Source organism: Rhizobium sp. P2_G2, assembly GCF_056403555.1.
In genome coordinates this window covers 1-23047 of the sequence record NZ_JBFUFF010000101.1, presented here as the reverse complement: position 1 = coordinate 23047, position 23047 = coordinate 1, and the positions used below count along the sequence as shown (strand labels likewise).

Genomic DNA, 23047 nt, shown 5'->3' with positions numbered 1-23047 from the left:
CCCTTCCGCAGTTGCGCTTCTCTTCGCTCGCCATGACCAGCTTACGGTGGGACTTCCACCCACAAGAATGCGCCCATGCTGGGCGCACAACGCGCAAAGGCCCGGCATCGCCGCCGGGCCTCCAAATCGAAAACCAAAACCGCTTTACTTCGTCGGCAGCGGCAGCGGTGCGTCCGAATGCTTGTTGAGGAAGGCGATGATGTCGGCGCGTTCCTCGTCCTTGGAGTCTCCGGCAAAGCCCATCGCAGTGCCCTTGACGAACTTCTTCGGCGCGGTCAGGAAATGGTTGAGGTGGTCGAAGGTCCAGGCCTCCTTGCCGCCATTGGAGAATTCCTTCATGCCAGCGGAGTAGCTGAAATCGGTGAGATGAGCGATCGGGCGGCCGACGACGCCGTAGAGATTCGGACCGACCTTGTTGCCGGCGCCCTTCTCGTTGGTATGACAGCTCGTGCATTTTTTGAACAGGGTTTCGCCCTTGGCCGGATCGGCCTTGGCCATCAGGTCGGCAATCGGGATTTCCTTGGCGGGAGCAGCTTCCGTGGTCGTGCTGGCTTCCTGAGCGACGATCGCAAAGCCCGGCTTTTCGGGCTTCTCCGAATGGAACAGGCCTTCCGAAGCAATCGAAATGGACATCAGCACAAACAGCGTCGCCAACAACGCGCCGACGCCCGTAGTCACGTAAGAATTCATCCCAAAGCTCCCCTTGCCGCCGGATCCCCCGCCGGCCCATCTTGAATTCGCGCGGAACCTATGTCTTTTGGCCGTAAAGCGCAACCGCGATTCCACACCACTCGGTGAGACTAATTGACACTTTTCTGCCAGAATTTGAAGGCCCCCAGATGACAAAACCGAGTTTTGACAACACACTCATTCTCATTCCGGCACGTATGGCCTCGACCCGCCTGCCGGGCAAGCCGCTCGCCGAGATCGCCGGCCTGCCAATGATCATCCAGGTGGCGAAACGCGCCCAGGAATCGGGTATCGGCCGCATCACGGTCGCCGTCGATCACGCAGACATTCTCGATGCGGTGCGCGCCGCCGGTTTCGAAGCCGTGATGACCAAGGTTACGCATGAATCGGGCTCTGACCGCATTCATGAGGCGCTCGGCCATGCCGATCCCGATCGGAGGGCCGAATTCATCGTCAATGTCCAGGGCGACCTGCCGACGATCGAACCCGAGACCATCCGCGCCAGCTTGAGGCCGCTCGAAAACGAAGCGGTGGACATCGCCACGCTGACCGTCGAAATCGAGCGCGAGGAGGAAAAGACCAATCCGAATGTGGTGAAGGTCGTCGGTTCGCAGATCGGCGAGAGCCGGCTCCGCGCACTTTATTTTACCCGCGCCACCGCCCCTTATGGCGACGGCCCGCTCTACCATCACATCGGCCTCTACACCTATCGCCGCGCGGGACTGGAACGATTCGTGTCGCTGCCGCAATCAGTGCTCGAGAAACGCGAGAAGCTGGAGCAGCTTCGGGCAATCGAGGCCGGCATGCGGATCGACGCCGAGATCGTTGACTCGGTGCCGCTCGGTGTCGATACTCCGGCCGATCTCGAAAGAGCCCGCGCGATCCTCGGCGGAAAATAACAATAGCAGGGCGGATATCCCGACATGATTACCAAGACCAATCGCATCGCCTTCCAAGGCGAATATGGCGCCAATTCCGACATGGCCTGCCGCGACCAGTTTCCCGAACTGTCGCCGCTGCCCTGCGCCACGTTCGAAGATGCGTTCATGGCGGTGGATACCGGTGACGCGGACCTGGCGATGATCCCGATCGAGAACACACTGGCTGGCCGTGTCGCCGACATCCATCGCCTGTTGCCGGAATCGCGGCTTCACATCATCGGCGAATATTTCATGCCGATCCGTTTTCAGCTGATGGTGCTGCCGGGCGTGAAGCGCGAGGAAATCCGCACCGTCCACAGCCATATCCATGCGCTCGGTCAATGCCGCAAGATCGTCCGCCTCAATGGCTGGAAGGCTGTCATTGCCGGTGACACAGCGGGTGCCGCCAAGGCGATTTCAGAAGAAAAGGACCGGACGATGGCCGCGCTGGCGCCACGGCTGGCCGCCGACCTCTACGGGCTGGATATCCTGGAGGAGAATGTCGAAGACTCCGATAACAACGTTACCCGCTTCGTTGTGCTGTCCCGCACGAGCATCGTTGCCGAGCGGACGTCGCCGGACGAGAAGATCATCACCACCTTCATCTTCAACGTTCGCAACATCCCGGCCTCGCTCTACAAGGCGATGGGCGGTTTCGCCACCAATGGCATCAACATGACCAAGCTCGAAAGCTACCAGCTGGGCGGCAAGTTCGTCGCCACCCAGTTCTATGCCGACATCGAGGGTCATCCGGACGACGATAACGTGCGGCACGCCATGGACGAGCTGAGATTCTTCTCGACCGAAGTGCGGATCTTGGGCACTTATAAGGCGCATCCGATGCGCGACGCATTCTGACCGGATCAGGAGGACAGACCATGACGACCTGCGTATTCGTCCAGCTTCAGTGCCGCCCAGCGACCGCCTACGACGTCGCCGACCGCATCTATGAGCGCGAAATCGCCTCCGAGATCTACTCAACCAGTGGCGAATTCGACCTCCTGGTGAAGATCTATGTGCCGGACGAACAGGATATCGGCCACTTCATCAACAACAACATCCTGAACATCGAAGGCATTGTGCGATCATTGACGACGATGACATTCAAGGCTTTTTAGCGCTTGTGTTCTGATGAAATCAGCACCGTGCTCTAAGCTTTTGTTTTTTAGCATGTCGCCTGAAACCGGTTCCCGCTTTCAGGCGACATGCTTTAGAATTTAGCGATCGCGATCGAATCCGTCATCGATCCAGGGCTTGTAATAGCGCTTCTGCTTTTTCCAATCGATCTCGTCCGGCTGCCTGGTCGACTCGATGGTGACATTGTCGACGTCGCAGCGGTAGATGCGGCGCGTCAGATGCGGGACGTAGGCGCTCCTGGTCCGCGCCATAGCCCAATAGTCGCGGCCGATATAGGATGTACAGGCGGTTTGCGGCGGGTCGTCGAATTTTTGCGGCAGCTTGACACCGGGCAGATCCTTGAAGGGCTGCTTTGCAAGCGCCTTGCGCAACTGCTGCACGTCATCCTTGGCGAATGCCGGCACCGGTCGGTCGACAAGGAAGCATGCGGATAGGAATGTGAATAGCAATAGATGCAGGGCAAAGCGCATTTCATTCACCTCGTATACGAACAAGATAACGCAGCGCCGTGGCCTCGCAAGAGGCACTATTTTTATTTCAGCTGACATCCTATAGGCTTCGGAAAAAGCGCATCCAGGGATTCTCCATGACCAACACGATCCGCCTGCACCAGGGCGACATTTCCGCCGCCGACGCCGCACGTTATACCGACGGCATCGCGATCGACTCCGAGACGCTTGGACTCGTGCCACGCCGGGACCGCCTCTGCGTCGTGCAGCTTTCGCCAGGAGACGGCAGCGCGGACGTGATCCAGATCGCCAGGGGCCAGACGGAAGCCCCAAACCTCGTTGCGCTGCTCTCTGATCCTGTGCAGCAAAAGATTTTCCATTTCGGCCGCTTCGACATCGCCGTGCTGTTCCACACCTTCGGGGTCACCGCGACGCCGGTGTTCTGCACCAAGATCGCCTCGCGGCTCTGCCGCACCTATACCGACCGGCACGGTCTCAAGGACAATCTCAAGGAAATGCTCGATATCGACGTTTCCAAGGTACAGCAGCAGTCCGACTGGGCGGCAGAGACGCTGAGCCAGGCACAGCTCGAATATGCCGCCTCCGACGTGCTGCATCTGCATGCGCTGCGCGACAAGCTGACCGCACGGCTTGAGCGCGACGGACGCATGGACCTTGCCAAGGCCTGTTTCGACTTCCTGCCCACCCGCTCCAAGCTCGACCTGCTCGGCTGGGAAGAGACCGACATTTTTGCCCATAGCTGAGCTGTGGCAATTTTGGTGACGGCGTCTAGAGCGCTTTGCGTTCTGATGGAATCAGAACCGCGCTCTAGACGTTTGTTTTTGCGCATGTCGTTATCCCGAAACCGGTTCCCACTTTCAGGCGACATGCTCTAAATCTGTCGTTAACCACGGCGCATGAAACCGGCCCGTGAGACTGGAACTCGGCGATCCCCTTCACGATTTCAATTGTCAGGAGGTGGCTGATCATGAACACGCAACATTGGAAATTGCCCATCACCATCGAAGACCCGGAGACCGGCGTCAGGCGGACGGTCCGCAGCGTACGCCAGGCGAAAACGGTGCTCGACCGTTTCTGGCCGAGCTATCACGGCAGCCAGTACGAGCGCGCCGAACATGTCTGCGAGGAAGCGCTCCACGGCCAGGTCGAACCGGTCAAGGCAAGGCAGGCCTTCATTTCCGCAGCAGCGGAAGCGCATCTGCATTTTCTATGAGCGGATGCATGAGGGTGGATGCACGGATCAGCGGCAGCGCTAGGCGGCGCTGGCCGCCCAATCGGATTGTCGTGCCGGCGAATAAAGCGGGATAGGTGCTCGTCATCGAACGAGAAATCGCACGAATCAACAGCCAGCCATCGAAAATCCATTGAGCCCCCAGCACGAAACCGGCCCCTATCTCGAGCCGCTCCGCCTTTTGATCCGCGGCGCGCTCTCGCGTCTGCCCTGGTGGCTTGCGGAATTCATCCTGTTCGGCCTGAAGCAGGCCTGGGCCTGCCTGTTCGCGGCCATCATGTTGTCGCTGCTGATCGGCAGCAAGCTCATCTGGCACACCGGCTGGCCGCTTCACCGCTACGACTTCCTGTTCGGCTGTGCGCTCATCGTTCAAGCGCTGATGCTGCGATATCGCATGGAGAGCTGGGAGGAGGCGCGCGTCATCCTCGTCTACCATGTGGTGGGCACGATCATGGAGATCTACAAAGTGCATGTTGGCTCCTGGGCCTATCCGGAGCCGGCGCTGGTGAAGATTGCCGGCGTGCCGCTGTTTTCCGGTTTCATGTATGCTTCGATCGGATCGTTCATGGCGCGCACGATGCGCATCTTCGACATGCGCTTCACCCACTATCCGTCGCGCATGCTGACCTGGCTGCTGGCGCTGGCGATCTATGTGAATTTCTACAGTCACCATTTCCTGCCGGATATCCGCTACCTGCTGTTCGCGGCCACGGTGGTGATCTTCTGGCGGGTGCAGATCCATTTCACCACCGATCGCACCACGCTGCATATGCCGCTGACGATGGCGGCCTTCCTGTGCGCCATCTTCCTTTGGATCGCGGAGAATATCGGCACCGTGACCGGTACCTGGATTTATCCGGGCCAAAAGACCTGGCACATGGTTTCGTTCGAGAAGCTCGGATCGTGGTACCTGCTGCTTTATGTCAGCTTCGTGCTGGTGACGCTGGTGCTGAAGCCGAGACCGCCGGCGCGGCAGACGACGGAATCAGTGGCCAGCGACGCCCAGGCGGTTGAAAAATCCCCAGCCTGATTCCTCGACGACCGCTCGCGAGCCCCTTTCCAGTCCAATCGAGGCAGCATAGACTTTCGTGCATGCGCGAACAAATCTATATCGGCCTGCTGCGCGGCATCAATGTCGGTGGCAAGGTACTGAAAATGACCGATCTCAAGGGGGCCATGACGACAGTCGGCTTCGACGACACCAAAACTTATCTGCAGAGCGGGAATATGGTTTTCCGTGCGCCGAAAGCAGGTGATAATACGCTTGCCACGAAAATCTCCAAGGCCATTGCCGACGCGACCGGCATGGACGTTGCCGTGATGATCCGTACTGCTGCCGAGTGGGATGCGGTGATCGACAAAAACCCCTTCCCCGCCGCCGCATCCCTTCCCAAGACACTGCACACCTTCATCCTCGATCGGCAACCGGACGAAGCCCGGGTCAGCGATCTCGAAGGCAAGGATTTCGGTCATGAAGAATGGAAGATCGTCGGCGACACGCTTTACCTGAACACGCCGGACGGCTTTGGCAAATCCAAGCTCGGTAATTCCATCGAGCGGCTGCTGAAAGTGCCGATGACCGGCCGCAACTGGAACACGGTGCTGGCACTCAAGCAGATGGCTGCGGAGTTTTAGAGCTATTCCTTGCGTCGCCGGCTGACGCCGAGACGGGCCATGACGGCGCCGGGTATGCCGTAGCGCGCGACGACATCGCGGCCGTTCCTCAAACCGCAGATTTCCCGCTGGATGAACAGGGCATAGACTTCGGCGGCCGCGTCGTCGAGCAGGTCTTCCCTGTTGTCATCCGTCGCTTCCGTCAGCCGCGCCAGCGCCGCCTCCGCCTTCAGTCCGGCACGGCCGAGACTGTCGGCGCGTTCGGCCATCAATTCGTATTCCAGGACATTGAGCGGCGATTTGCCGCCGGCGTTTTCCGTGTAGTGCTGCGGTGGGCGAAAACTCATCCTGCCATATTCCCGAAAAATCCAGCTTCCGGCGTTAGTCTTATCTTAACCAAACGTGGCTAGAGTCGACTAGCAAATATAGGCTTACCCCTGTGCAATGCCAACCGCACCCTCGCAATCCGCGAGGCAAGCCAAAGGCCGCATGAGCGACCTCGTGTCCCCCATGACCTTTTGCATCGCTGGAACGCTTTGCCATGCTGACGCCCGTCACACCCAACCCGATAACGACATCGACGACCATCAAGACCCATGGTTCGGAAAGCCGCGCGACGGCTGGACAAAGCCAGGCCGAGGCACCGGTCGTTCCGCAGGCGACTGCGCATAATGCCGGCATCGGGCTCGATGCGGGCACCATCCTCGCCAATGTCAATGCCGAGACGGCGACCGCCGGCAATCGCACCATCCTGCAAACATTGGCGCTTGCCGTCGCTGCCCAGCTTAACGTCGTGCGCCGCAACGACGAGACGATGGATGCCTTCTTCCTCAGGCTTGCCGCGACGATCGACGACATGCTGCCGGACGAAATGCTGGCGACCGAGGCGCGAGCCGGGCTGAAGCTGCTGAAAATCGCGCTTCCGGAACTTTCAGCCGCGCTGAAGCAGCCCGACAGCGCGCTTGCCGCCCGGCTGTCGGCGATCGCCGAAACGCCGATGGCGACGCCGCAGAAGACCGCCGCGGCCGTCGCCACCACCACTTATCTGCAGGAAACGGCGAACAATTCGCGGGCAGCCGAAACACTGGCCATGGTGACGCAGTCGCGCAGCAATCCGGAGGGCAGCGGGCTCTTCTCCTCGAATGCGCCAGAGACCGAACAACGCCGGCCGTCGGATGCGCGAAGCCTGCAGATGCAGCTCAAGTCTTTGTTCGAGCCCGGGATTGCCGAGACCCGGATGGAGATCGCCGACAAGACGGAGCCCGCCAAGACGCTTCTCCTGGGGGCGGATGGCGAACGCACCGAAGCTCCGGCCGCAGGCATCCAAGCGGAGCAAGCCGCGGCCTCGGAAGTCGCCGAGACGCTGCAGCCACAGTCCGATATGTCCGATCCGCTGGCTGCCGCGCTGGCCGAGCAGTCTGCGGTCGAGCCGGACTTCGACCAGCCACGCACCTCTTCCCAGTCCGTGGACGTGAAACAAGCCGGCGCTGATACCAAGCTCGTGGCTACGAGACTGACCGACACAAAACCTCTGGAATCCGGGACGATCCCGGCGGCGCCGGCAAACACTGAGGTAGCCGCAGACGAGAAACAGGACACTGCATCCGTTCTGCCGCGGCCGGAGCCACGGGTGATCGGCCTGCCGCTTTCGCAGAGCAACAACAGCCCGAGTCTGGCGATGCGCATCCGCGCCATCGCGCAGGAACTCGCGCCGAACAAGACGGCGATCGAGGATGAAAAGGCGGCACAGAAGAACGGCGGCGATCAGCGCGTGCAGACGCTGCTGGCGTTGAAGGGCCTTGCCGAAGTCGTGACACCGCTGCCCGCCAGAGCGGAAGCACCAATGGCCACTGCGCCCCAGGGGCAGTTGCTCAAGAGCGACCGCGCGAGCGACGAGACGATTGAAAAATCGACCCTCGTGACCGCGCATCTTCCCGACGATGGCGCTCAAGCGGACAGCGTCCCCTCGCCCACACAAGCGGCGCGAAAAGAGGCCGCCGATGGTCGGCATGTCGTGCCTGCCACCTTACCCGAAACCGAGGATGCAAACCCGGCGACCACCGCCCGGCGGGATGCGGCTGCAGAAGCTTCGGCCACGTCGAAGACACCCGAGGGGCAGGCCGGCACGGCGCCTAAAACGGCCGCCGCCAATGCCGGGCCGGTGCCGTTCGCCTACGCCACGCTGCAACCGGCAAAGGACGAGTTCAAGGCCAAGGCCGCGCAGGAACGGAGCCGGGACGAGGAGGACGATACCGGCCGGGACCAGGACCGGGAAGACCCCGAGGCTCGCCGGGAACGACTGGCCCGCAAGGCGATCGACGACCTGCTTCGCCCAGAGCCGGACGCAGAGCCGGAAGTAAAGATCACCCGCGATTCCAGCCAGGCCGATCGCGCCTATGCGCTTTACCAGCGCATGGCTGGCTTCTAGAGCGCTTTGGTTCTGATCGAATCAGAACCACGCTCTAGGTCTTTGTTTTGAGCATGTCTTTATCCTGAAACCGGCATCCACTTTCAGGCGACATGCTCTGGCACAGATTCCGTTTCGCAATTCCGCAGGGAGACCGCTTCGCGTGTTTCCCGGAATTGCCCTCGCAGGGTGGCGCTGAAGGGGCGCGCCGCCCAGCAAAAAACCCGCCGGCTCGCACCGGCGGGTTCTTTATTTCTCAAATCAGGCGAGAGGCTTATTCGCCGCCGCGGTTCTTCAGAGCCGCACCGAGAATGTCGCCAAGCGAAGCGCCCGAGTCGGACGAACCGAACTGAGCAACGGCTTCCTTCTCTTCGGCAATTTCCAGCGCCTTGATCGAAAGCTGAACCTTGCGGTCCTTCTTGGAGAAGTTGGTGACGCGGGCGTCGACGATCTGGCCGACCTGGAAGCGCTCGGGGCGCTGCTCGTCACGGTCACGAGAGAGATCAGCGCGACGGATGAAGGAGGTGAGCTCCTCGTGCTGAACGAGCTTGACCTCGATGCCACCATCGTTGATGCCGATGATTTCGCAAGACACGACCGAGTTCTTGCGCAGTTCGCCCGAAGCAGCGGCATCGCCGACTGCATCCTTGCCAAGCTGCTTGATGCCGAGCGAGATACGCTCCTTTTCGACATCCACATCGAGAACGACAGCCTTGACGACGTCGCCCTTGTTGAACTCCTCGATCACCTGCTCGCCCGGACGGTTCCAGTCGAGGTCGGAGAGGTGAACCATGCCGTCGACATCGCCGTCGAGGCCGATGAACAGGCCGAATTCGGTCTTGTTCTTGACTTCACCCTCAACGACCGTGCCGGCCGGATGAGCGTTGGCGAAGCTCTGCCACGGATTGTCGAGCGTCTGCTTGAGGCCGAGCGAGATGCGGCGCTTGGACGGATCGACTTCGAGGACGACGACGTCCACTTCCTGCGTGGTGGAAAGAATCTTGCCCGGATGGACATTCTTCTTGGTCCAAGACATTTCGGAAATGTGGATGAGGCCCTCGATGCCCGGCTCCAGTTCCACGAACGCACCGTAATCGGTGATGTTGGTGACGGTGCCGCGGATCTTCTTGCCGGTCGGGTACTTGGTGCCGATATCGCCCCAGGGATCGCTTTCGAGCTGCTTCATGCCGAGCGAAATACGATGGGTTTCCTGGTTGATGCGGATGATCTGAACCTTGACCTGCTGGCCGATGGACAGGATCTCCGACGGATGGTTGACGCGACGCCATGCCATGTCGGTGACGTGCAGCAGGCCGTCGATGCCGCCGAGGTCGACGAACGCACCGTAATCGGTGATGTTCTTGACGACACCCTCGACAACCTGGCCTTCTTCGAGGTTCTGGACGATCTCCGAACGCTGCTCGGCGCGGGACTCTTCGAGAACCGTGCGGCGCGAAACCACGATGTTACCGCGACGCTTGTCCATCTTGAGGATTTCGAACGGCTGCGGAACATGCATCAGCGGGGTGACGTCGCGGATCGGACGAATGTCGACTTGCGAGCGCGGCAGGAAGGCAATGGCACCGTCGAGATCGACGGTGAAGCCGCCCTTGACCTGGTTGAAGATGACGCCTTCAACGCGTTCGCCAGCATTGAACTTGACTTCGAGCTTGACCCAGCTCTCTTCGCGGCGAGCCTTTTCGCGCGACAGGACGGCTTCGCCCATCGCATTTTCGATACGCTCGACATAGACCTCGACTTCGTCGCCGACCTTCAGCTGACCGTCCTTGGCCCGGGCACCGAATTCCTTCAGCGCGATGCGGCCTTCGACCTTGAGACCGACATCGACGATCGCCATGTCCTTCTCAATGCCGGTAATGATGCCCTTGGTGACGTAGCCTTCAGCGAGGTCGACCTTGGAAAAGGATTCTTCGAGGAGGGACGCGAAGTCCTCCTTGAGGGAAGTTTGTGCGGACATAAGTTCTCCAAACAGGCGGCAAGACAATTTTGGCCGCCAATGCGCCGGGGGTTAGGGTTGAACACGGACGCTTCCCATGCCGAGCCCCCCGTCCTGGAGGGCTAATCCGGCGCGCGGCGCGGGAGAGCATCCCGTTCGAATGCCGCATCGATGATGGCTTTGGCGGCTTCGAACGCGGCTGATATATCCATTTCGGACGTATCAATCAAGTGAGCATCTTCCGCAGGCCGAAGCGGGCTGTCGGCGCGGCCCATGTCGCGCTCGTCGCGCTTCAGGAGATCTGCCAGAACGGTGCCGAAATCGGCTTCACCGCCGGTGGCGATGATCTCTTCGTAACGGCGTCCGGCGCGGATCGGTGGTGACGCTGTAATGTAGAGCTTCACCTCGGCATCGGGGCAGACGACAGTGCCGATATCGCGGCCGTCGAGTACCGTACCGGGCTGGCGGCGCGAGAATGCGCGCTGCGCCTCGACCAGCGCTTTGCGCACCTTCGGCATGACGGCAATGCGCGAGGCGGCTTCGCCGATCTCATGACCCGAGAGGACCGAGCGATCCAGACCAGCCAATTCCACTGTGCTTGCAATATCTGTGGCAACCTGCTCGTCGTCGAGCGGCAGCTGCCGGTCCAGGAGAGCCTTGGCGACGGCGCGATAGGTGAGCCCAGTGTCGAGATGATGAAAACCATAGGCGTCGGCGATCAGGCGCGAGAGCGTGCCTTTGCCGGCTGCGGCTGGGCCATCTATGGCGATCGTCGTCATTCAATATCCCGTGGTTTTGGAATCAGGGATGGATCTTCGGGCTACACACAAATTTTCATAGGGAAAGGCGGCGTGAATGCCAAGCGATTGTGACAAAAACTTATAGACAGTGCAGCGAATGATCGATTGACGTGGCGCTTGAGCAATAGCCGGCATGAGAATATCGCTTCATCACCTTTCAAAGCCCATTTTCACATAACCACACAGAAGAAAACGACATAAATGGGACATGAAGAAACACAGGCTCCTTATCACACTCATCGTGCTTGTCATCTGGCTGGCAATTTACCGGATCGTCGGACACATGAAACTGGATGGCGTCTCGTCGATGACCGACGTCCTGTCCGACGGGATCTATCCTCCCGTCGTCGTCGCAGTTCTGTTTCTCTTCGCGACGGTTTTGATCTTCAAATGGAATGATGTTGGCCTCAATGCGCCATTCGAAGCGCGCTCCCTGATAGTGCTCTGATTGCCCCTCGCTTTCGTCGTCCTCATCGTCACAGCCGTCTTCATCGTCGGCCCGCCGCCGCGGACGGCGATGATCTTCATTCTGGTCAATACATTTCTGATCGGCCTTTCGGAGGAACTCATGTTCCGCGGAATTCTGTTCCAGGGCCTCCGGTCAAAACTCTCGAGCTGGCCATCGATTATTTTGACGTCGCTGCTGTTCGGCTCGATCCATCTCCTGAACGCGCTATGGCTGGGCAATATCCAGATAGCCCTTCTCCAGGCGTTTGCAGCGGCCTGCACGGGCATGTTGCTGATGGCAATCCGGATCAGGACCAAATCTCTCGATCCGGCGATACTGTTCCATGCGGCCTGGGATTTCGGTCTCTTGTCACTCGTGGCGGCAGTGAAACCCGCAGAGGCGATCAAGCCGGAAATCACCCCCGCTGTTATGGGTGCCGCGGGCGTTTTCGTACTTGTGGTAATCTCCTATTCGGTCTTCCTGTTGCGCAAAGTCGGTCGCACCGAGCAAGCCTGAGCCTCGGACCGTTCGATCTCCGGAACCGCAAGCCGTTAGCCTTGACGCGCAAAATCGATGTCGGCGCGATCGAGGTCGCCTGTCACCGCTGAGCAATCTCAGGCAAGCGTGGCCTGATATTCGCCGATCAGGCCCTCATAGTCCTGCATTTCCGGGAGCGTGGCATAGCTGCGCTGCGCCGGCGTCGTCGCCCAGGGCAGCTTCTCGCTCGTCCAGGTTTCCATATGCGGCATGAACCAGTCGGCATCGTCGAGCATGGTCGGCCGGACATTGACGAAGAAATCGATGCCGTTCGGCCGAGTGAACATCCAGGTCATGCACCAGCCACAGAAATAATGCTTGGCGTCGCCATGCAGGCCGCCGATCACCGGCTCGCCTTCGGTGACCTCGAAGCCGTCGGCGGGAATTGCCGCGCTCAGCGAATAGGCCGACGCGCTCATCTTCTGGCAGCCGGTGCAATGGCAGGCCATGGTCAGGAGCGGTGGTTTGCTGATGCGCAGTTTCACGCGGCCACAGCGGCAGCTGCCGTCAATCGGAAGGTTGAGATGGGGCATATGGATCTCCTTCGCCTGCAGGCTACGAGACGGGTTAGCGTGTGTCAAAGTTCCTTTTTCAGCGCGAGCTCGGCCGCACAACAAAGTGCCTCGCAGACAGAGGCGCAAAGCGTCGGGCTTGCTTGAGGAACTATGAGCCGGCTAAATAGCGCGCCAGCCAGATCGTGTGACCGCCGCAATCCGGATCTTCAGCGCGATAGTCGAGCACGTCGAAACCATTGCCGGCCAGGAGCGACCGATATTCGTCCGGCGCCAGGCTCGCGTGATAGAGCGGCGCGCCTTCGAACGTTCCGATCGCCTCGCCATGCGCCGGCCCGGAGGTGAACATCAGCGCGGCCCCCGGCATGGCATGGGCGGCGAAGACCGGAAACATCCCCCGCTGGTCAGCGAATGTGAGATGGAAGAAGCTATCCCAGGCGATCAAACCAGCGAAGCGGCGGCCGAGAGAGAGGCCGCGCATATCGGCGACATGCCATTGCTGCTCAGGCATGCGGCTTTGGCAGAGCGCGATCATGCTGGCCGAGGAATCCGCGCCGGTCACAGAGTGGCCACAGTTGGCGATGTAACGCGCGATCGGCTCACCCATGCCGCAGCCGATGTCGAGCACGGGGCCTTTTTCCGCCACCTCGGCCAGGAACCGGTCAAGCCACGCTCTTTCGAGAAGGTCCCTGCCACGCAAAACATCATAGCGACCGGCCAGGCGATCATAGAGACCGACAATGTCGTCCGCATCGCTCACCGGCCGTAGTCGCAAATCTCAACCAGGTTACCGTCGGGGTCGCGCATATAGACCGAGCGCATCGAACCCTGCGCGCCCGTTTGCTCGACAGGACCACGCTCGATGGCAATGCCGCGTTCGCCGAGCAGGCGGATCACGTCGTCGAGCGGTCGGTCGGCGACCAGGCAGAAATCTGCGCCGCCCGCCACAGGGCTGCGGGCGCGCGGCAGGATCGGCGCGCCGTCGGCTTCATGCAGATTGAATTTCTGCTCGCCGAAATGGATGGCGATGCGGCCATTGCCGAACACCTGCTTGTGCATGCCGAGCCCGCGGCAATAGAAATCGACCGTCTCGCCGACGTCGCGGACCGTCAGCACGAGATGGTCGAACCCGCGGATCATGCCGGGTCGGCCATGGCGCGCTTGACGCTTTCGAGCATGGACATGCGCTCCATATGATCCTTGATGCGGGGCAGCACGTTGATATCGACGCCATCGCCTTCAAGCCAGCGCGCGATGGTGAAGAGATAGGGATCGGCGATCGTATAGGTTTCGCCCATCACCCATGGCCCTTCGAACATTTCGAATTCGATCAATTCCATGGCCGCGGTCATGGTCTCCGGGACTTTCTGTTTCATGTCATCGAAGGACGCCTGGTCATTGGCCCAGCGCGAGCCGCGGCGGCCATGCGCGTGGTTCACATGCACGGTCGAGGCCATGTAGGAATTGAAGGCCTGCAGTTCGGCAAAGGCGAATGCATCGTCGAGCGGCGCCAGATTGGCATCGGGGAAAGCCTGGGCAATGTAGACGAGGATCGCGGGGGTCTCCGTCAGAATACCGCGCTCGGTGACCAGCGCCGGCACACGGCCCTTCGGATTGATCTTGAGGTAATCGGGACTGCGTTGTTCCTGCCTGGAGAAATCGACGCGCGTGAGCTCATAGTCGGCGCGCGCGTCTTCCAGCGCGATGCGGGAGGCGAGAGCACAGGTTCCGGGAGCGTAGAACAATTTCAGCATGGGTGTTTCCTTGAGGCGACAAGCGAAGCAATACCTCGTTCTAGCCAAAAGCGGCGGCGATGTCAGCGTACCTGGATGTGAATGTGATCATCATGCCGGGCGGCACGGCATCCTTGGAAGCGTATCACATCATTCGATATACCCAATCGCGCCGGAATATGCGGCTCGATGAAGACCTTTTCGATACCATATTTCCGCCCCGCGCTCGACAACCAGGACAAAGCCTCTGTCATCCGCCTGTCTTCCGGATGCCAATCCGGAAACAGCGGCTGGAGAAAGGCGAGGTCCCAGCGGAGCGTGAGCCAGTTTCGGCGGCCCGCACAGGGCTGTGGCGAGTTGGGCAAAGGCTGTTCGAAGGCGAAATAGCCGATGGGTGAACGCGTCTCACCGTTCCGGAACACGCCCGTTTCGTCCTTGTAGTAAAAGGCGATATCGAGCTTCCGGCCATCGCTGTGGGACAGATGCGGCATCAGCGGAAAGCCGTTGATGAAGGGAAAATTGGCATCGAGTGCCAGCGTCTTCGTGCCGGGAAAGGTCTTCTGCATGTGATCGGCAAGCTCGACTGCGGCAGCTTTCAACTTCGGTGTTACGAAATTGCGATTGAGCATACAGAACATTGGCGAGCGGACGGAGAAGGAGGCGCTGTCTCCGCCGAAGCACGATAGCGGAACCCTGCCGAAGAGCGGTGCGACCTGTTGCGTGATCAGAGTGGCGACAGCATAGAAAAGAACAAAGAGCAGCAATAAAGCGGGACGCGTCTGCCGTCCCGACATTGCCCGAACGGCAAGAGCCATCAGCCAGATCACGCCGCCGATCTCGGTCAGCAAGGTGAGAATGAAGACGACGAGACTATGAAGGAAGAGGCGCAAAACCGTGCTCATTCGAAAAACCGAAATGCAACGCGGTCAAGCCATGGTCGTTCGAACAAAGTCTTGCCGCGGGCTCGATCCCAGCCCCCGGCACGCATCCCGGAGAGGTCGACGATCTGGCCTGTCACCCCTTTCAAGAGCGTCTCAGCCGATCTTCGCGCCGATACCCTTCATCAGGTCCATGAATTCGGGGAAGCTGGTGGCGATCATGCGGGCATCGTCGACTGTCACCGGATGCTCAGCCGCAAGGCCCATGACGAGGAAGCTCATGGCGATACGATGGTCGAGATGGGTTTTCACCGCCTCGCCTCTGGCATTGCCGAGACCCTTGCCGCCGGGGATGCCGAGGACCGTGAGCGAGCTCTCGCCCTCCTCGCACTCGACACCGTTGAGCTCCAGGCCACGGGCGACGGCGGCAAGGCGGTCGCTTTCCTTGACGCGCAACTCTTCGAGGCCGGTCATGATGGTCTTGCCCTCGGCAAAGGAGGCGGCGACGGAGAGGACCGGATATTCGTCGATCATCGACGGCGCCCGTTCCGGCGGAACGCTGACGCCCTTGAGCTCCGAATGACGGACGCGCAGATCGGCGACATCTTCGCCGCCGGCATTGCGGGTATTGAGCACCTCGATATTGGCGCCCATTTCCTGCAGCGTCAGAATGAGGCCGGTGCGGGTCGGGTTCATCAGCACGTTGAGGATGGTGATGTCGGAGCCCGGTACCAGCAGCGCCGCGACCAGCGGGAAAGCGGTCGAGGACGGATCGCCGGGGACATCGATGACCTGACCGGTCAGCTTGCCGCGGCCTTCGAGACGGATGGTGCGAACGCCGTCCTTGTCGGTTTCGACCGAGAGATTGGCGCCGAAGCCAGCCAGCATCTTTTCGGTATGGTCGCGGGTCATCACCGGCTCGATCACCGTGGTGATGCCGGGCGTGTTGAGGCCGGCGAGCAGCACTGCGGACTTGACCTGTGCGGAGGCCATCGGCACGCGATAGGTGATCGGGTTCGGCGTCTTGGGGCCGTGCAGCGTTGCCGGCAGCTTGTCGCCATTGGCGCTGGTCACCTGCACGCCCATTTCACGCAGCGGATTGAGCACCCGGCCCATCGGCCGTGAGGAGAGCGAGGCGTCGCCGATGAAGGTCGCATCGAAATCATAGACGCCGACCAGGCCCATGGTCAGGCGGCAGCCGGTGCCGGCATTGCCGAAATCAAGCGATGCTTCGGGCGCCAGCAGCGCACCGTTGCCGGTGCCATGGATCACCCATGTATCGCCCTGCTTGTCGATCTTCGCGCCCATGGCGCGCATCGCCTTACCGGTATTGATGACATCCTCGCCTTCGAGCAGGCCGGTGATGCGGGTTTCGCCGGCCGCCAGGCCGCCGAACATGAAGGAGCGGTGCGAGATCGACTTGTCGCCGGGGATGCGGACGGTGCCGCGCAGATTTTCGGATTTGCTGGCGGTTGCCGGCACCGGCGTGCCACTATGCGACATGGGTTCAGCCCTTCATTCGATCTTCATTGCCGTGAGGCAGGGCCGCCCGGCCCGGTTCGCGGGCTGGTTAACATAAAGGTTTTCGCCGGTCACCAGGATATTGCACGAAACCTGCGGCACGCCGCAATGCCTGCGAACTTAGGCTTTGACAGGACCGGTCAACATCGCTAATGGCCTTTCTCTAATTTTTTCGTCGGCCGGTTGCCGGCCCGCCGTTCCTAATACATATGGACGGCCATCTACCAAGAGGCATTGACGTGGCAAAATCCGAACTCGGCACCAAGCGCATCGACCCGGACACGGGCAAGAAATTCTACGACTTGAACCGCGACCCGGTCGTCTCGCCCTATACCGGCAAGTCCTATCCGCTGTCCTTCTTCGCTGAATCCTCCATTGCCGCCGTCATGGAGAAGCAGCAGCAGCAGGAGGACGAAGTCGCCGAGGTTGATGCCGAGAACACCGAAGTCGAACTGGTACCGCTGGAGGAGGCCGACGACGAAGCGGCAGCCGGCGGCGAGGAGATTCCGGATCTCGGCGACGACGAAGTCGATATCGACGATGATGACGACGACACCTTCCTGGAACAGGACGAAGACGACGAGGACGACGACATGGCCGACCTCATCGGCGTCAACGCGGACGAAGACGAAGTTTGATTTTCACTATTTCCGGGCGGGTGCAAAAAAATCCGCCCGGAACGAAATTCCTGCTTGCCATTCCGGAGAAGCAGAAATATACACCCGCCACCGAGGCCGAACCGGCCTTGGTACCATCGCCCCACGGGGCCGGATGGGGCTATAGCTCAGCTGGGAGAGCGCTTGCATGGCATGCAAGAGGTCAGCGGTTCGATCCCGCTTAGCTCCACCAAATTTTCCTGCTAAATGATTGATTTCGTTTCTGAAACGTCATTGGCAAGGTACTCTTCCCCACTTTCGTTGTTTCCGGTGGCTCTTCGAGAGCGTCGAGCCGTCTTGGGTTTGCTCATCTCCCGAGATAACACGCTTCTCGACTCCCGATTGCCCCTGTGCTTTGATGCAACGGGATTGGGAGGCTGAACATGCCGACATGCAGCAGGTGCGGCACCAAATACGGGTTCATGTCTGAGGGGCGCGGGCTGTGCAAAGCTTGCCAGCCGATCGTCCAGAGAGAGATAGCAGAGAAGCGTTTCGCGGAAGCAGGTAGTGTGCTCAACGCGGACGCACCCCAGCACATTCTCGATAGCCAGGCGGCAGGCATTCGACTGTCAACAACGTCCGATATTCCAGGCGCGGAAATCGTGGACCTGGTCGGCATTGTGGGCGGCGAGGCGGCGCTTGCGATGAATGTGCCGCAGGACTTCGTAAATAACATCGTCGACCTTGTGGGCGGGCGAAGTCACACCGTCCAGGCAACACTTCGAGCGGCCCGGGAGACATCATTGATCGAGTTGAAACGCGAGGCAGTGATTGCCGGCGCTGACGCAGTAGTGGGCATCAAATTCGAATATAGCCAGATCGCCACCAACAGTGGCGGCATCCTGGTTGTCGCTGCCGTGGGTACGGCCGTCAAGGTGGCCTGACGCACTTCGCCTTGCCAAGGGGGAATGCTTGCCTGCGCTGTCTTAGTCAGAGGGCTGGCGAATGCGGCAGTGGCGCGGCGAGTCCTTGCGACGCGCGACGAGGTTTCACTCAGCGGGAGGAATAAAATGAAAAACACCCGGCAGCGAGGCATATGTCGAATTTGCGGGCAGGAGCGTGAGTTCTGCAATTCGCATCTGCTGCCTGACGGACTCAAGAAGCTCATAGAGGATTTTCGCAAGAAAGCACCCGCTGTGCATTCTTTCGATCTTAACGGAGGGGGCAGCCGGAAATGGCAGTCGTTGCCGACGGACCAACAGATACTATGCAATGAATGCGATCAAAAGCTTGGGCTACACGACAAGTATCTGATCGAGACCTTGCGCGATTGGAAGGATGCTCCCAATAGGCTAAGCATTTCCTCCGTCTTGGGCCCGCCAATTCACATTCACCTCAAACGCTCTTCCGATCGACTGTGCCTCGGGATAGCCGCATCGTTACTGCGTTTTTCAATATCGCAAATGTCGCCGGAGATCGACTTGGGGCCGTTACAAGAAAAATTGGCCGCGGTTCTTATGAGCGGCATCCCCAACGAGTTGCCTGTCTTTCTTGACATGAGGTTATTTGGTTCCTCTGCAGAACCGCATGGCAAAGTGGACGTTACCCAGATAATCAGATCCGAGCCTCTCAGGCTGCCAGGTAACCGGCACGTCTATCTGGTTGAGCTGCTTGGGCTAGATTTTTTTTGAAGGTCGGGCGGAAGCCTTGGCCTAAGGCGATGGAAGTCCTTGAGAGAGGCTCCGGTAGCGATATTCGTATACCCCTTTTGCGATTTGACGACACGATTCTTGGCTTGGATTTGAAACGGCGGATGAGAGCAACCGCCACGCCGTTAATCTAATGACGAGTGCAGACGGTATGTGTGTAATGCAAATACCTTTGAGGTTTTGGCATGATGGCAATGCCTCTCGTCCGTGGCGGCCCTAAGGTGTGGTCGTCATGACCATACCCTGTGCGCCGCTCAGGTTTAAATATGCCTCAGCGGCACATTCAAACGCCCGGCGCCGCCATAACCTGCCCGCCAGTCAGGTTTCCCCCAGTTCTGGGGAAAAGCTCGGCTGAGACTTCGTGCCAATTGGCGGGAAGTTGAACTTCGTGGCAATCGCCACAAAGTCGAGCGATCAAGGTGCCCGATTGAGCACTTTGATCTGCATCCGGAAACCATGCAAATTTCGGGCATAAAACGCGGCTTTAATGCAAAAAAACAACAGAAATTCACCCTGTTTTTGACGCTTTCTTGCGCATAAGCCATTGAAAGCGCACGATTTCGCTTGCCAAATTAAGCAACTCAGAACGTTAATATGCACTTTTGCGCATTTTGGAGCCGAGCGGTCTCGGGCTTGGAAACGTGCCAGGGATTTTAACTGGCTATCCCTCCCTACACTTTGCAGCAGTCGCAACTGTCCGGTAGCGCACGTTGAAACCACCAACTATCGGCGTAAACTTATCTCCGCGCCGCCCGCAGCCCATGATTTTTCGGGCCGGAGCGAAGGGAGGACGCAGATGCCAACGAAGAACGCTCTGTCGGAGGCCGGGATCTTGCGCGCTGAGGAAATCACCGCCTCAACCCAATTTCTCGGGGTCAATCCCGCCCACGAGGCTCTGGCTCGGCTTGCGAACGTTTGATCGCTATCAGTGCTCGCACCGGGAACGTTAGCCTATGTGAATATCTCAGTTGGAGACGACCACATGCATCATCAGTGGCTCGAATTCGCGCATCGTGAATGTAATGTCGACTTCCGCTTTGACGAGCGGACTGGCATAATGCACGTTTATCTGGGCAATATTCTCCCCGAAAACATTCCAACAAATGCTGAAATGCTGGAGATATTTGCTAATCGGCGAAAGGGCAGTCCGATAAAAGGAATTGTCATCTTTGCCTAACAGTCACGCCGCGCTCCTTGTCGGATCGATCGGCTTGCCGATGACATCGGGCCAATCGCCGCTCACTTCTATTTTTTAGAGCCTTTGGATGTTCGGGCGGCAATCGATCGAATAGACCGGCGCTGCGGGAACGGCAATCTCGTCCATTTGCTTCCGCAGCTTCGTCGCTGATGCGCTGGTGAATCGAGTCCCGACGCGGCCGACATAGACAGGCCGGCGCGCCGCCGGGCAGCAAGGAGCAGCAGGACGATAACGCCGAAGGCGTGTCCGTATGGATAGCCGACGATCAGGAACCTTTCCGACTGAACCCGTTTCGTTTGTCACGGCACATTCAGATCAACATAAGTTGTTCTTGGTGGACTTCATGCAACGAAGTATGTTCCAGAACCACTGCACTATCTGTGTGGTTCAGCCCATGGTAGATCCACAGACTGCCATTCCTCTCGTCTGTATGCTCTCGCATGAACTCCTCGCAGGACGCAGGATGAAGCTCTGCCAAATGCATCACATCATGATGGCTGAAATCACGCACGATATCCCTCCCTGACCTGTCATCCAAAATGAATACATCGTGCCCGGAGCCGTTGATATGGACATCGTTTCCGAGGTGGCTCGGCGAATGGTCGCGGTCTGCCGAACCGGTTCGAGCTCTCTCCGAAGGTAGAGATATATTGAAGTCAGCGCTCCGTGGTGCGTCGTTCACCGGAATAACTTTTAGGTGAAATGTCGCCTCGTTTGAAACGGCGCGTGAACCGTCGACAACAACCTTGTAGCCGAAATGGGCATAATCGTCGCCAGTCCCATTGTGGTCAGGCCTGAAATGAAGTTTATCGAGCCGATCGACAGGGATAGATATGCCAGCGTGCACCAACTTTCCGCGGAAGGTTAAAGTTCCCTTATCTGGAAGCGATGTAATGATAATTCGCTTTGCTTCGTCGCCGTCTACATCCGAATAAATAAAATCCCTCAGAATAAACCATGGGTGGCTGTTCTCCAGCATCCCTAGTCCAGATTTATATGCAACTGGGGCAGTATCGACGTCGTTGAGATGAAAACTCTTGAAGGTGCCATCCGCGAAATCGACACGCCAGCCRCCGTCATCCAGCGCGTCGATGTCAACAATTGCGCTCCTATAGTCGACAGTCGATATCGCCGCCGCCTTGGTTAGAAATTGGCCGTTTGCACCAAGGACCCGTTGCATCGGGAGAAGGCCAAATGCGTTGTCAGGATCGTCTGCATACCAGGTCATCAACAAATCGCCGGAGTTCAACGATGTTATCTTCAACTCCGGCAGGATCGTCGCGAACCACCCGGTCGGGTCCACAGCGATAGTAGTTAGATCGCCAACCCGTTTGCCACCGGCATCGAAGCGCTGGAAATAATATCCGTCTACCAGGCCATTCCCCCCCAGCAAGATCTGCCATCCTTGCAACCCTTCAGCCCATGCAGTGATCCAGCCACCGTCGGGAAGAGGATAGACCTGTGTGTCTGCAACGTCGAAATGCGATCGGGGTTTACCAACGATGGGAATATGGCATTGGGAAATGAGGTCGCCACTTGCATCGAACACGAATTGCTGCTGCTTTTCTGGAACGGCGTAATGCTCATTCCTTGTAATGAGAACGATATCGCCGGACGAACTTTGAGCAAAGGCCTGAATTTGATGCCCGTCTGCCAGGGTGTTCGGCAAGAAAGTCTTTTCATCGAGTTTTTGCCCGTTCGAATCGAAGAACTGCAATTCTGTATCCCAACGAAACATGCCGTACTTATCGGGAACATTGCCCTTCTTGGTGATTACCGCGGCTGCGAAGCCCCCGTCTTGCAAAGCCAAGAAATCGGCATCTTTCACGGTAAGCCCATCATCGGGCTGTATTTCATAGCTCTTCGTTACGCGGTCACCATCGTCGCCGAATACATTGAAGTAAAAATGGGGCGAAATATTCTCATCAAGGGCTCTAAAAAATTCGATTCGCTCGCCGTCTGCCAGGTTATAGACACCTTTAATGCCTACAGCTGCGCTGGAGCCGTCGTATTGGGCGCTTTCCGAATCAACTAAATTCCATGCCGGATCATATATGTTGTAATGCGTGACAAATGAGTATTTTCCACCTTTATCGAAATATTCACGATATGAAAGTAGACAATCTCCGTTCTCCAGCTCAGTTACGAAGTTTGCATCGTAAGGTCCTACCCCGCTCACGAGCGTTTTCATGGCATCCAGCGGATTTCCCTGGAGATCATATGTCTGTGAGGTGATACTGCCCGCGGAATAAAAGAAATATTCGATTTCACCTGCGTCCAGCGGTAGCCAAAATATGGGGTTGGTAGGGCGAAAGACGTATCCGAAGTCGATTTGTAATCCCAAGGCAGAATCCTTTATGCAACGCTCGGTAGTCTATACTATTTGGAATCGTACATACGTCAACTCTCTTGCAAATGCGCTCCAAGGCCACGATCCCTTTTGTTTGCATGAGCATTACGAGAACAAACGGAGTCCGCCACATGACGATTTTTAAGTGTTCGCCTTAGAGCCCGATTTAAAAGTAGTTGAGCGATAACAGCAGGTTGTGATTCCCTTTTGGTGCTAAATCAAAATGGGGTTTCCGATGACCTGGACTGCTATCGCTCGGCGTGAGCATAACCGAGACGCGCTTCGTTTTCCAAGTGATTTGACGGACCGGGAATGGGGTTTTATCGAACCATTGATCCC

At 58.6% G+C, this 23047-nt stretch carries 25 protein-coding genes, 1 tRNA gene and 1 pseudogene; 15 read left to right on the top strand and 12 right to left on the bottom strand.

The window, feature by feature from the left end:
* Nucleotides 1-144: 144 nt before the first annotated feature.
* Nucleotides 145-690, bottom strand: coding sequence for a c-type cytochrome (locus AC1D06_RS35450; protein ID WP_477990416.1), 546 nt, complete (start codon nucleotides 688-690; stop codon nucleotides 145-147).
* Nucleotides 691-839: 149 nt separating this feature from the next.
* On the opposite strand from AC1D06_RS35450, the gene AC1D06_RS35445 reads away from it, so the two are divergent.
* From AC1D06_RS35445 to AC1D06_RS35435, 3 genes are read left to right on the top strand one after another with little or no spacing between them, the layout of a single operon-like run.
* Nucleotides 840-1589, top strand: a complete 750-nt coding sequence (locus AC1D06_RS35445; protein WP_477990415.1) for a 3-deoxy-manno-octulosonate cytidylyltransferase — start codon at nucleotides 840-842, stop codon at nucleotides 1587-1589.
* 24 nt (nucleotides 1590-1613) lie between these two features.
* Nucleotides 1614-2468, top strand: a complete 855-nt coding sequence (locus tag AC1D06_RS35440; protein ID WP_477990414.1) for a prephenate dehydratase — start codon at nucleotides 1614-1616, stop codon at nucleotides 2466-2468.
* 20 nt (nucleotides 2469-2488) lie between these two features.
* Complete coding sequence (locus AC1D06_RS35435; protein ID WP_477884493.1) at nucleotides 2489-2728, top strand: Lrp/AsnC ligand binding domain-containing protein; 240 nt, start codon at nucleotides 2489-2491, stop codon at nucleotides 2726-2728.
* Between the two features lie 99 nt (nucleotides 2729-2827).
* On the opposite strand, the gene AC1D06_RS35430 is transcribed toward AC1D06_RS35435, so the two are convergent.
* Nucleotides 2828-3217, bottom strand: coding sequence for a hypothetical protein (locus tag AC1D06_RS35430; RefSeq protein WP_477990413.1), 390 nt, complete (start codon nucleotides 3215-3217; stop codon nucleotides 2828-2830).
* A gap of 116 nt (nucleotides 3218-3333) precedes the next feature.
* Here AC1D06_RS35430 and AC1D06_RS35425 point away from each other — a divergent pair, with 116 nt between their 5' ends.
* From AC1D06_RS35425 to AC1D06_RS35410, 4 genes are all read left to right on the top strand, one after another.
* On the top strand, nucleotides 3334-3960 hold the full coding sequence (locus tag AC1D06_RS35425; RefSeq protein WP_477990412.1) for a ribonuclease D: 627 nt from the start codon (nucleotides 3334-3336) through the stop codon (nucleotides 3958-3960).
* 224 nt (nucleotides 3961-4184) lie between these two features.
* Nucleotides 4185-4430, top strand: coding sequence for a DUF982 domain-containing protein (locus AC1D06_RS35420; protein WP_477884487.1), 246 nt, complete (start codon nucleotides 4185-4187; stop codon nucleotides 4428-4430).
* Nucleotides 4431-4581: 151 nt separating this feature from the next.
* Entirely contained in the window at nucleotides 4582-5478 is an 897-nt protein-coding gene (locus AC1D06_RS35415) for a DUF817 domain-containing protein (protein ID WP_477884485.1), read from the top strand.
* Nucleotides 5479-5540: 62 nt separating this feature from the next.
* A complete protein-coding gene (locus AC1D06_RS35410; RefSeq protein WP_477990411.1) occupies nucleotides 5541-6083 on the top strand; it encodes a DUF1697 domain-containing protein in 543 nt (180 codons plus the stop codon).
* A 2-nt stretch (nucleotides 6084-6085) separates the two neighbouring features.
* Here AC1D06_RS35410 and AC1D06_RS35405 read toward each other — a convergent pair whose 3' ends face one another.
* On the bottom strand, nucleotides 6086-6409 hold the full coding sequence (locus AC1D06_RS35405) for a DUF6665 family protein (protein ID WP_477990410.1): 324 nt from the start codon (nucleotides 6407-6409) through the stop codon (nucleotides 6086-6088).
* A gap of 194 nt (nucleotides 6410-6603) precedes the next feature.
* Between AC1D06_RS35405 and AC1D06_RS35400 the strand changes: the two genes are divergently transcribed.
* Entirely contained in the window at nucleotides 6604-8490 is a 1887-nt protein-coding gene (locus tag AC1D06_RS35400) for a hypothetical protein (protein WP_477875671.1), read from the top strand.
* A gap of 253 nt (nucleotides 8491-8743) precedes the next feature.
* On the opposite strand, the gene rpsA is transcribed toward AC1D06_RS35400, so the two are convergent.
* Complete coding sequence (rpsA, locus tag AC1D06_RS35395; protein ID WP_477990409.1) at nucleotides 8744-10447, bottom strand: 30S ribosomal protein S1; 1704 nt, start codon at nucleotides 10445-10447, stop codon at nucleotides 8744-8746.
* A gap of 101 nt (nucleotides 10448-10548) precedes the next feature.
* A complete protein-coding gene (cmk, locus tag AC1D06_RS35390; RefSeq protein WP_477875673.1) occupies nucleotides 10549-11205 on the bottom strand; it encodes a (d)CMP kinase in 657 nt (218 codons plus the stop codon).
* 229 nt (nucleotides 11206-11434) lie between these two features.
* On the opposite strand from cmk, the gene AC1D06_RS35385 reads away from it, so the two are divergent.
* Together AC1D06_RS35385 and AC1D06_RS35380 are read left to right on the top strand one after the other, a co-directional pair.
* Nucleotides 11435-11674, top strand: a complete 240-nt coding sequence (locus AC1D06_RS35385) for a hypothetical protein (protein WP_477990408.1) — start codon at nucleotides 11435-11437, stop codon at nucleotides 11672-11674.
* The gene (locus tag AC1D06_RS35380) at nucleotides 11675-12190 is read left to right on the top strand and encodes a lysostaphin resistance A-like protein (RefSeq protein WP_477875675.1); all 516 of its coding nucleotides are present in this window, start codon (nucleotides 11675-11677) and stop codon (nucleotides 12188-12190) included. It abuts the gene before it with no gap.
* A 98-nt stretch (nucleotides 12191-12288) separates the two neighbouring features.
* Here the strand turns inward: AC1D06_RS35380 and AC1D06_RS35375 are convergent, their stop codons facing one another.
* From AC1D06_RS35375 to aroA, 6 genes are all read right to left on the bottom strand, one after another.
* On the bottom strand, nucleotides 12289-12744 hold the full coding sequence (locus AC1D06_RS35375) for a GFA family protein (RefSeq protein ID WP_477875676.1): 456 nt from the start codon (nucleotides 12742-12744) through the stop codon (nucleotides 12289-12291).
* 130 nt (nucleotides 12745-12874) lie between these two features.
* Nucleotides 12875-13483 carry a class I SAM-dependent DNA methyltransferase gene (locus tag AC1D06_RS35370; protein WP_477875677.1) on the bottom strand — a complete coding sequence of 203 codons (609 nt, stop codon included), beginning with the start codon at nucleotides 13481-13483 and terminating at the stop codon, nucleotides 12875-12877.
* Nucleotides 13480-13863, bottom strand: a complete 384-nt coding sequence (locus AC1D06_RS35365; RefSeq protein ID WP_477875678.1) for a VOC family protein — start codon at nucleotides 13861-13863, stop codon at nucleotides 13480-13482. The genes AC1D06_RS35370 and AC1D06_RS35365 overlap by 4 nt, the downstream gene beginning before the upstream one ends.
* Complete coding sequence (locus AC1D06_RS35360; protein ID WP_477875679.1) at nucleotides 13860-14477, bottom strand: glutathione S-transferase family protein; 618 nt, start codon at nucleotides 14475-14477, stop codon at nucleotides 13860-13862. Before AC1D06_RS35360 ends, AC1D06_RS35365 begins: the two co-directional genes overlap by 4 nt.
* Before the next feature lie 62 nt (nucleotides 14478-14539).
* On the bottom strand, nucleotides 14540-15358 hold the full coding sequence (locus tag AC1D06_RS35355; protein ID WP_477990407.1) for a hypothetical protein: 819 nt from the start codon (nucleotides 15356-15358) through the stop codon (nucleotides 14540-14542).
* A 132-nt stretch (nucleotides 15359-15490) separates the two neighbouring features.
* Nucleotides 15491-16837, bottom strand: coding sequence for a 3-phosphoshikimate 1-carboxyvinyltransferase (gene aroA / locus AC1D06_RS35350; protein WP_477990406.1), 1347 nt, complete (start codon nucleotides 16835-16837; stop codon nucleotides 15491-15493).
* A gap of 257 nt (nucleotides 16838-17094) precedes the next feature.
* Between aroA and AC1D06_RS35345 the strand changes: the two genes are divergently transcribed.
* The 4 genes from AC1D06_RS35345 to AC1D06_RS35330 all read left to right on the top strand — a co-directional run bounded on the left by AC1D06_RS35345 (nucleotide 17095) and on the right by AC1D06_RS35330 (nucleotide 19142).
* A complete protein-coding gene (locus AC1D06_RS35345; RefSeq protein WP_477875682.1) occupies nucleotides 17095-17493 on the top strand; it encodes a TIGR02300 family protein in 399 nt (132 codons plus the stop codon).
* Nucleotides 17494-17628: 135 nt separating this feature from the next.
* Nucleotides 17629-17704 (top strand) — tRNA-Ala (locus AC1D06_RS35340).
* 190 nt (nucleotides 17705-17894) lie between these two features.
* A complete protein-coding gene (locus tag AC1D06_RS35335; protein ID WP_477990405.1) occupies nucleotides 17895-18395 on the top strand; it encodes a YbjQ family protein in 501 nt (166 codons plus the stop codon).
* 126 nt (nucleotides 18396-18521) lie between these two features.
* A complete protein-coding gene (locus tag AC1D06_RS35330; protein ID WP_477990404.1) occupies nucleotides 18522-19142 on the top strand; it encodes a hypothetical protein in 621 nt (206 codons plus the stop codon).
* Nucleotides 19143-20668: 1526 nt separating this feature from the next.
* Here the strand turns inward: AC1D06_RS35330 and AC1D06_RS35325 are convergent.
* A complete protein-coding gene (locus tag AC1D06_RS35325; protein ID WP_477990403.1) occupies nucleotides 20669-22702 on the bottom strand; it encodes a hypothetical protein in 2034 nt (677 codons plus the stop codon).
* Between the two features lie 241 nt (nucleotides 22703-22943).
* Between AC1D06_RS35325 and AC1D06_RS35320 the strand changes: the two are divergent.
* Nucleotides 22944-23047: pseudogene (locus AC1D06_RS35320) on the top strand (IS5/IS1182 family transposase); the annotation flags it as partial.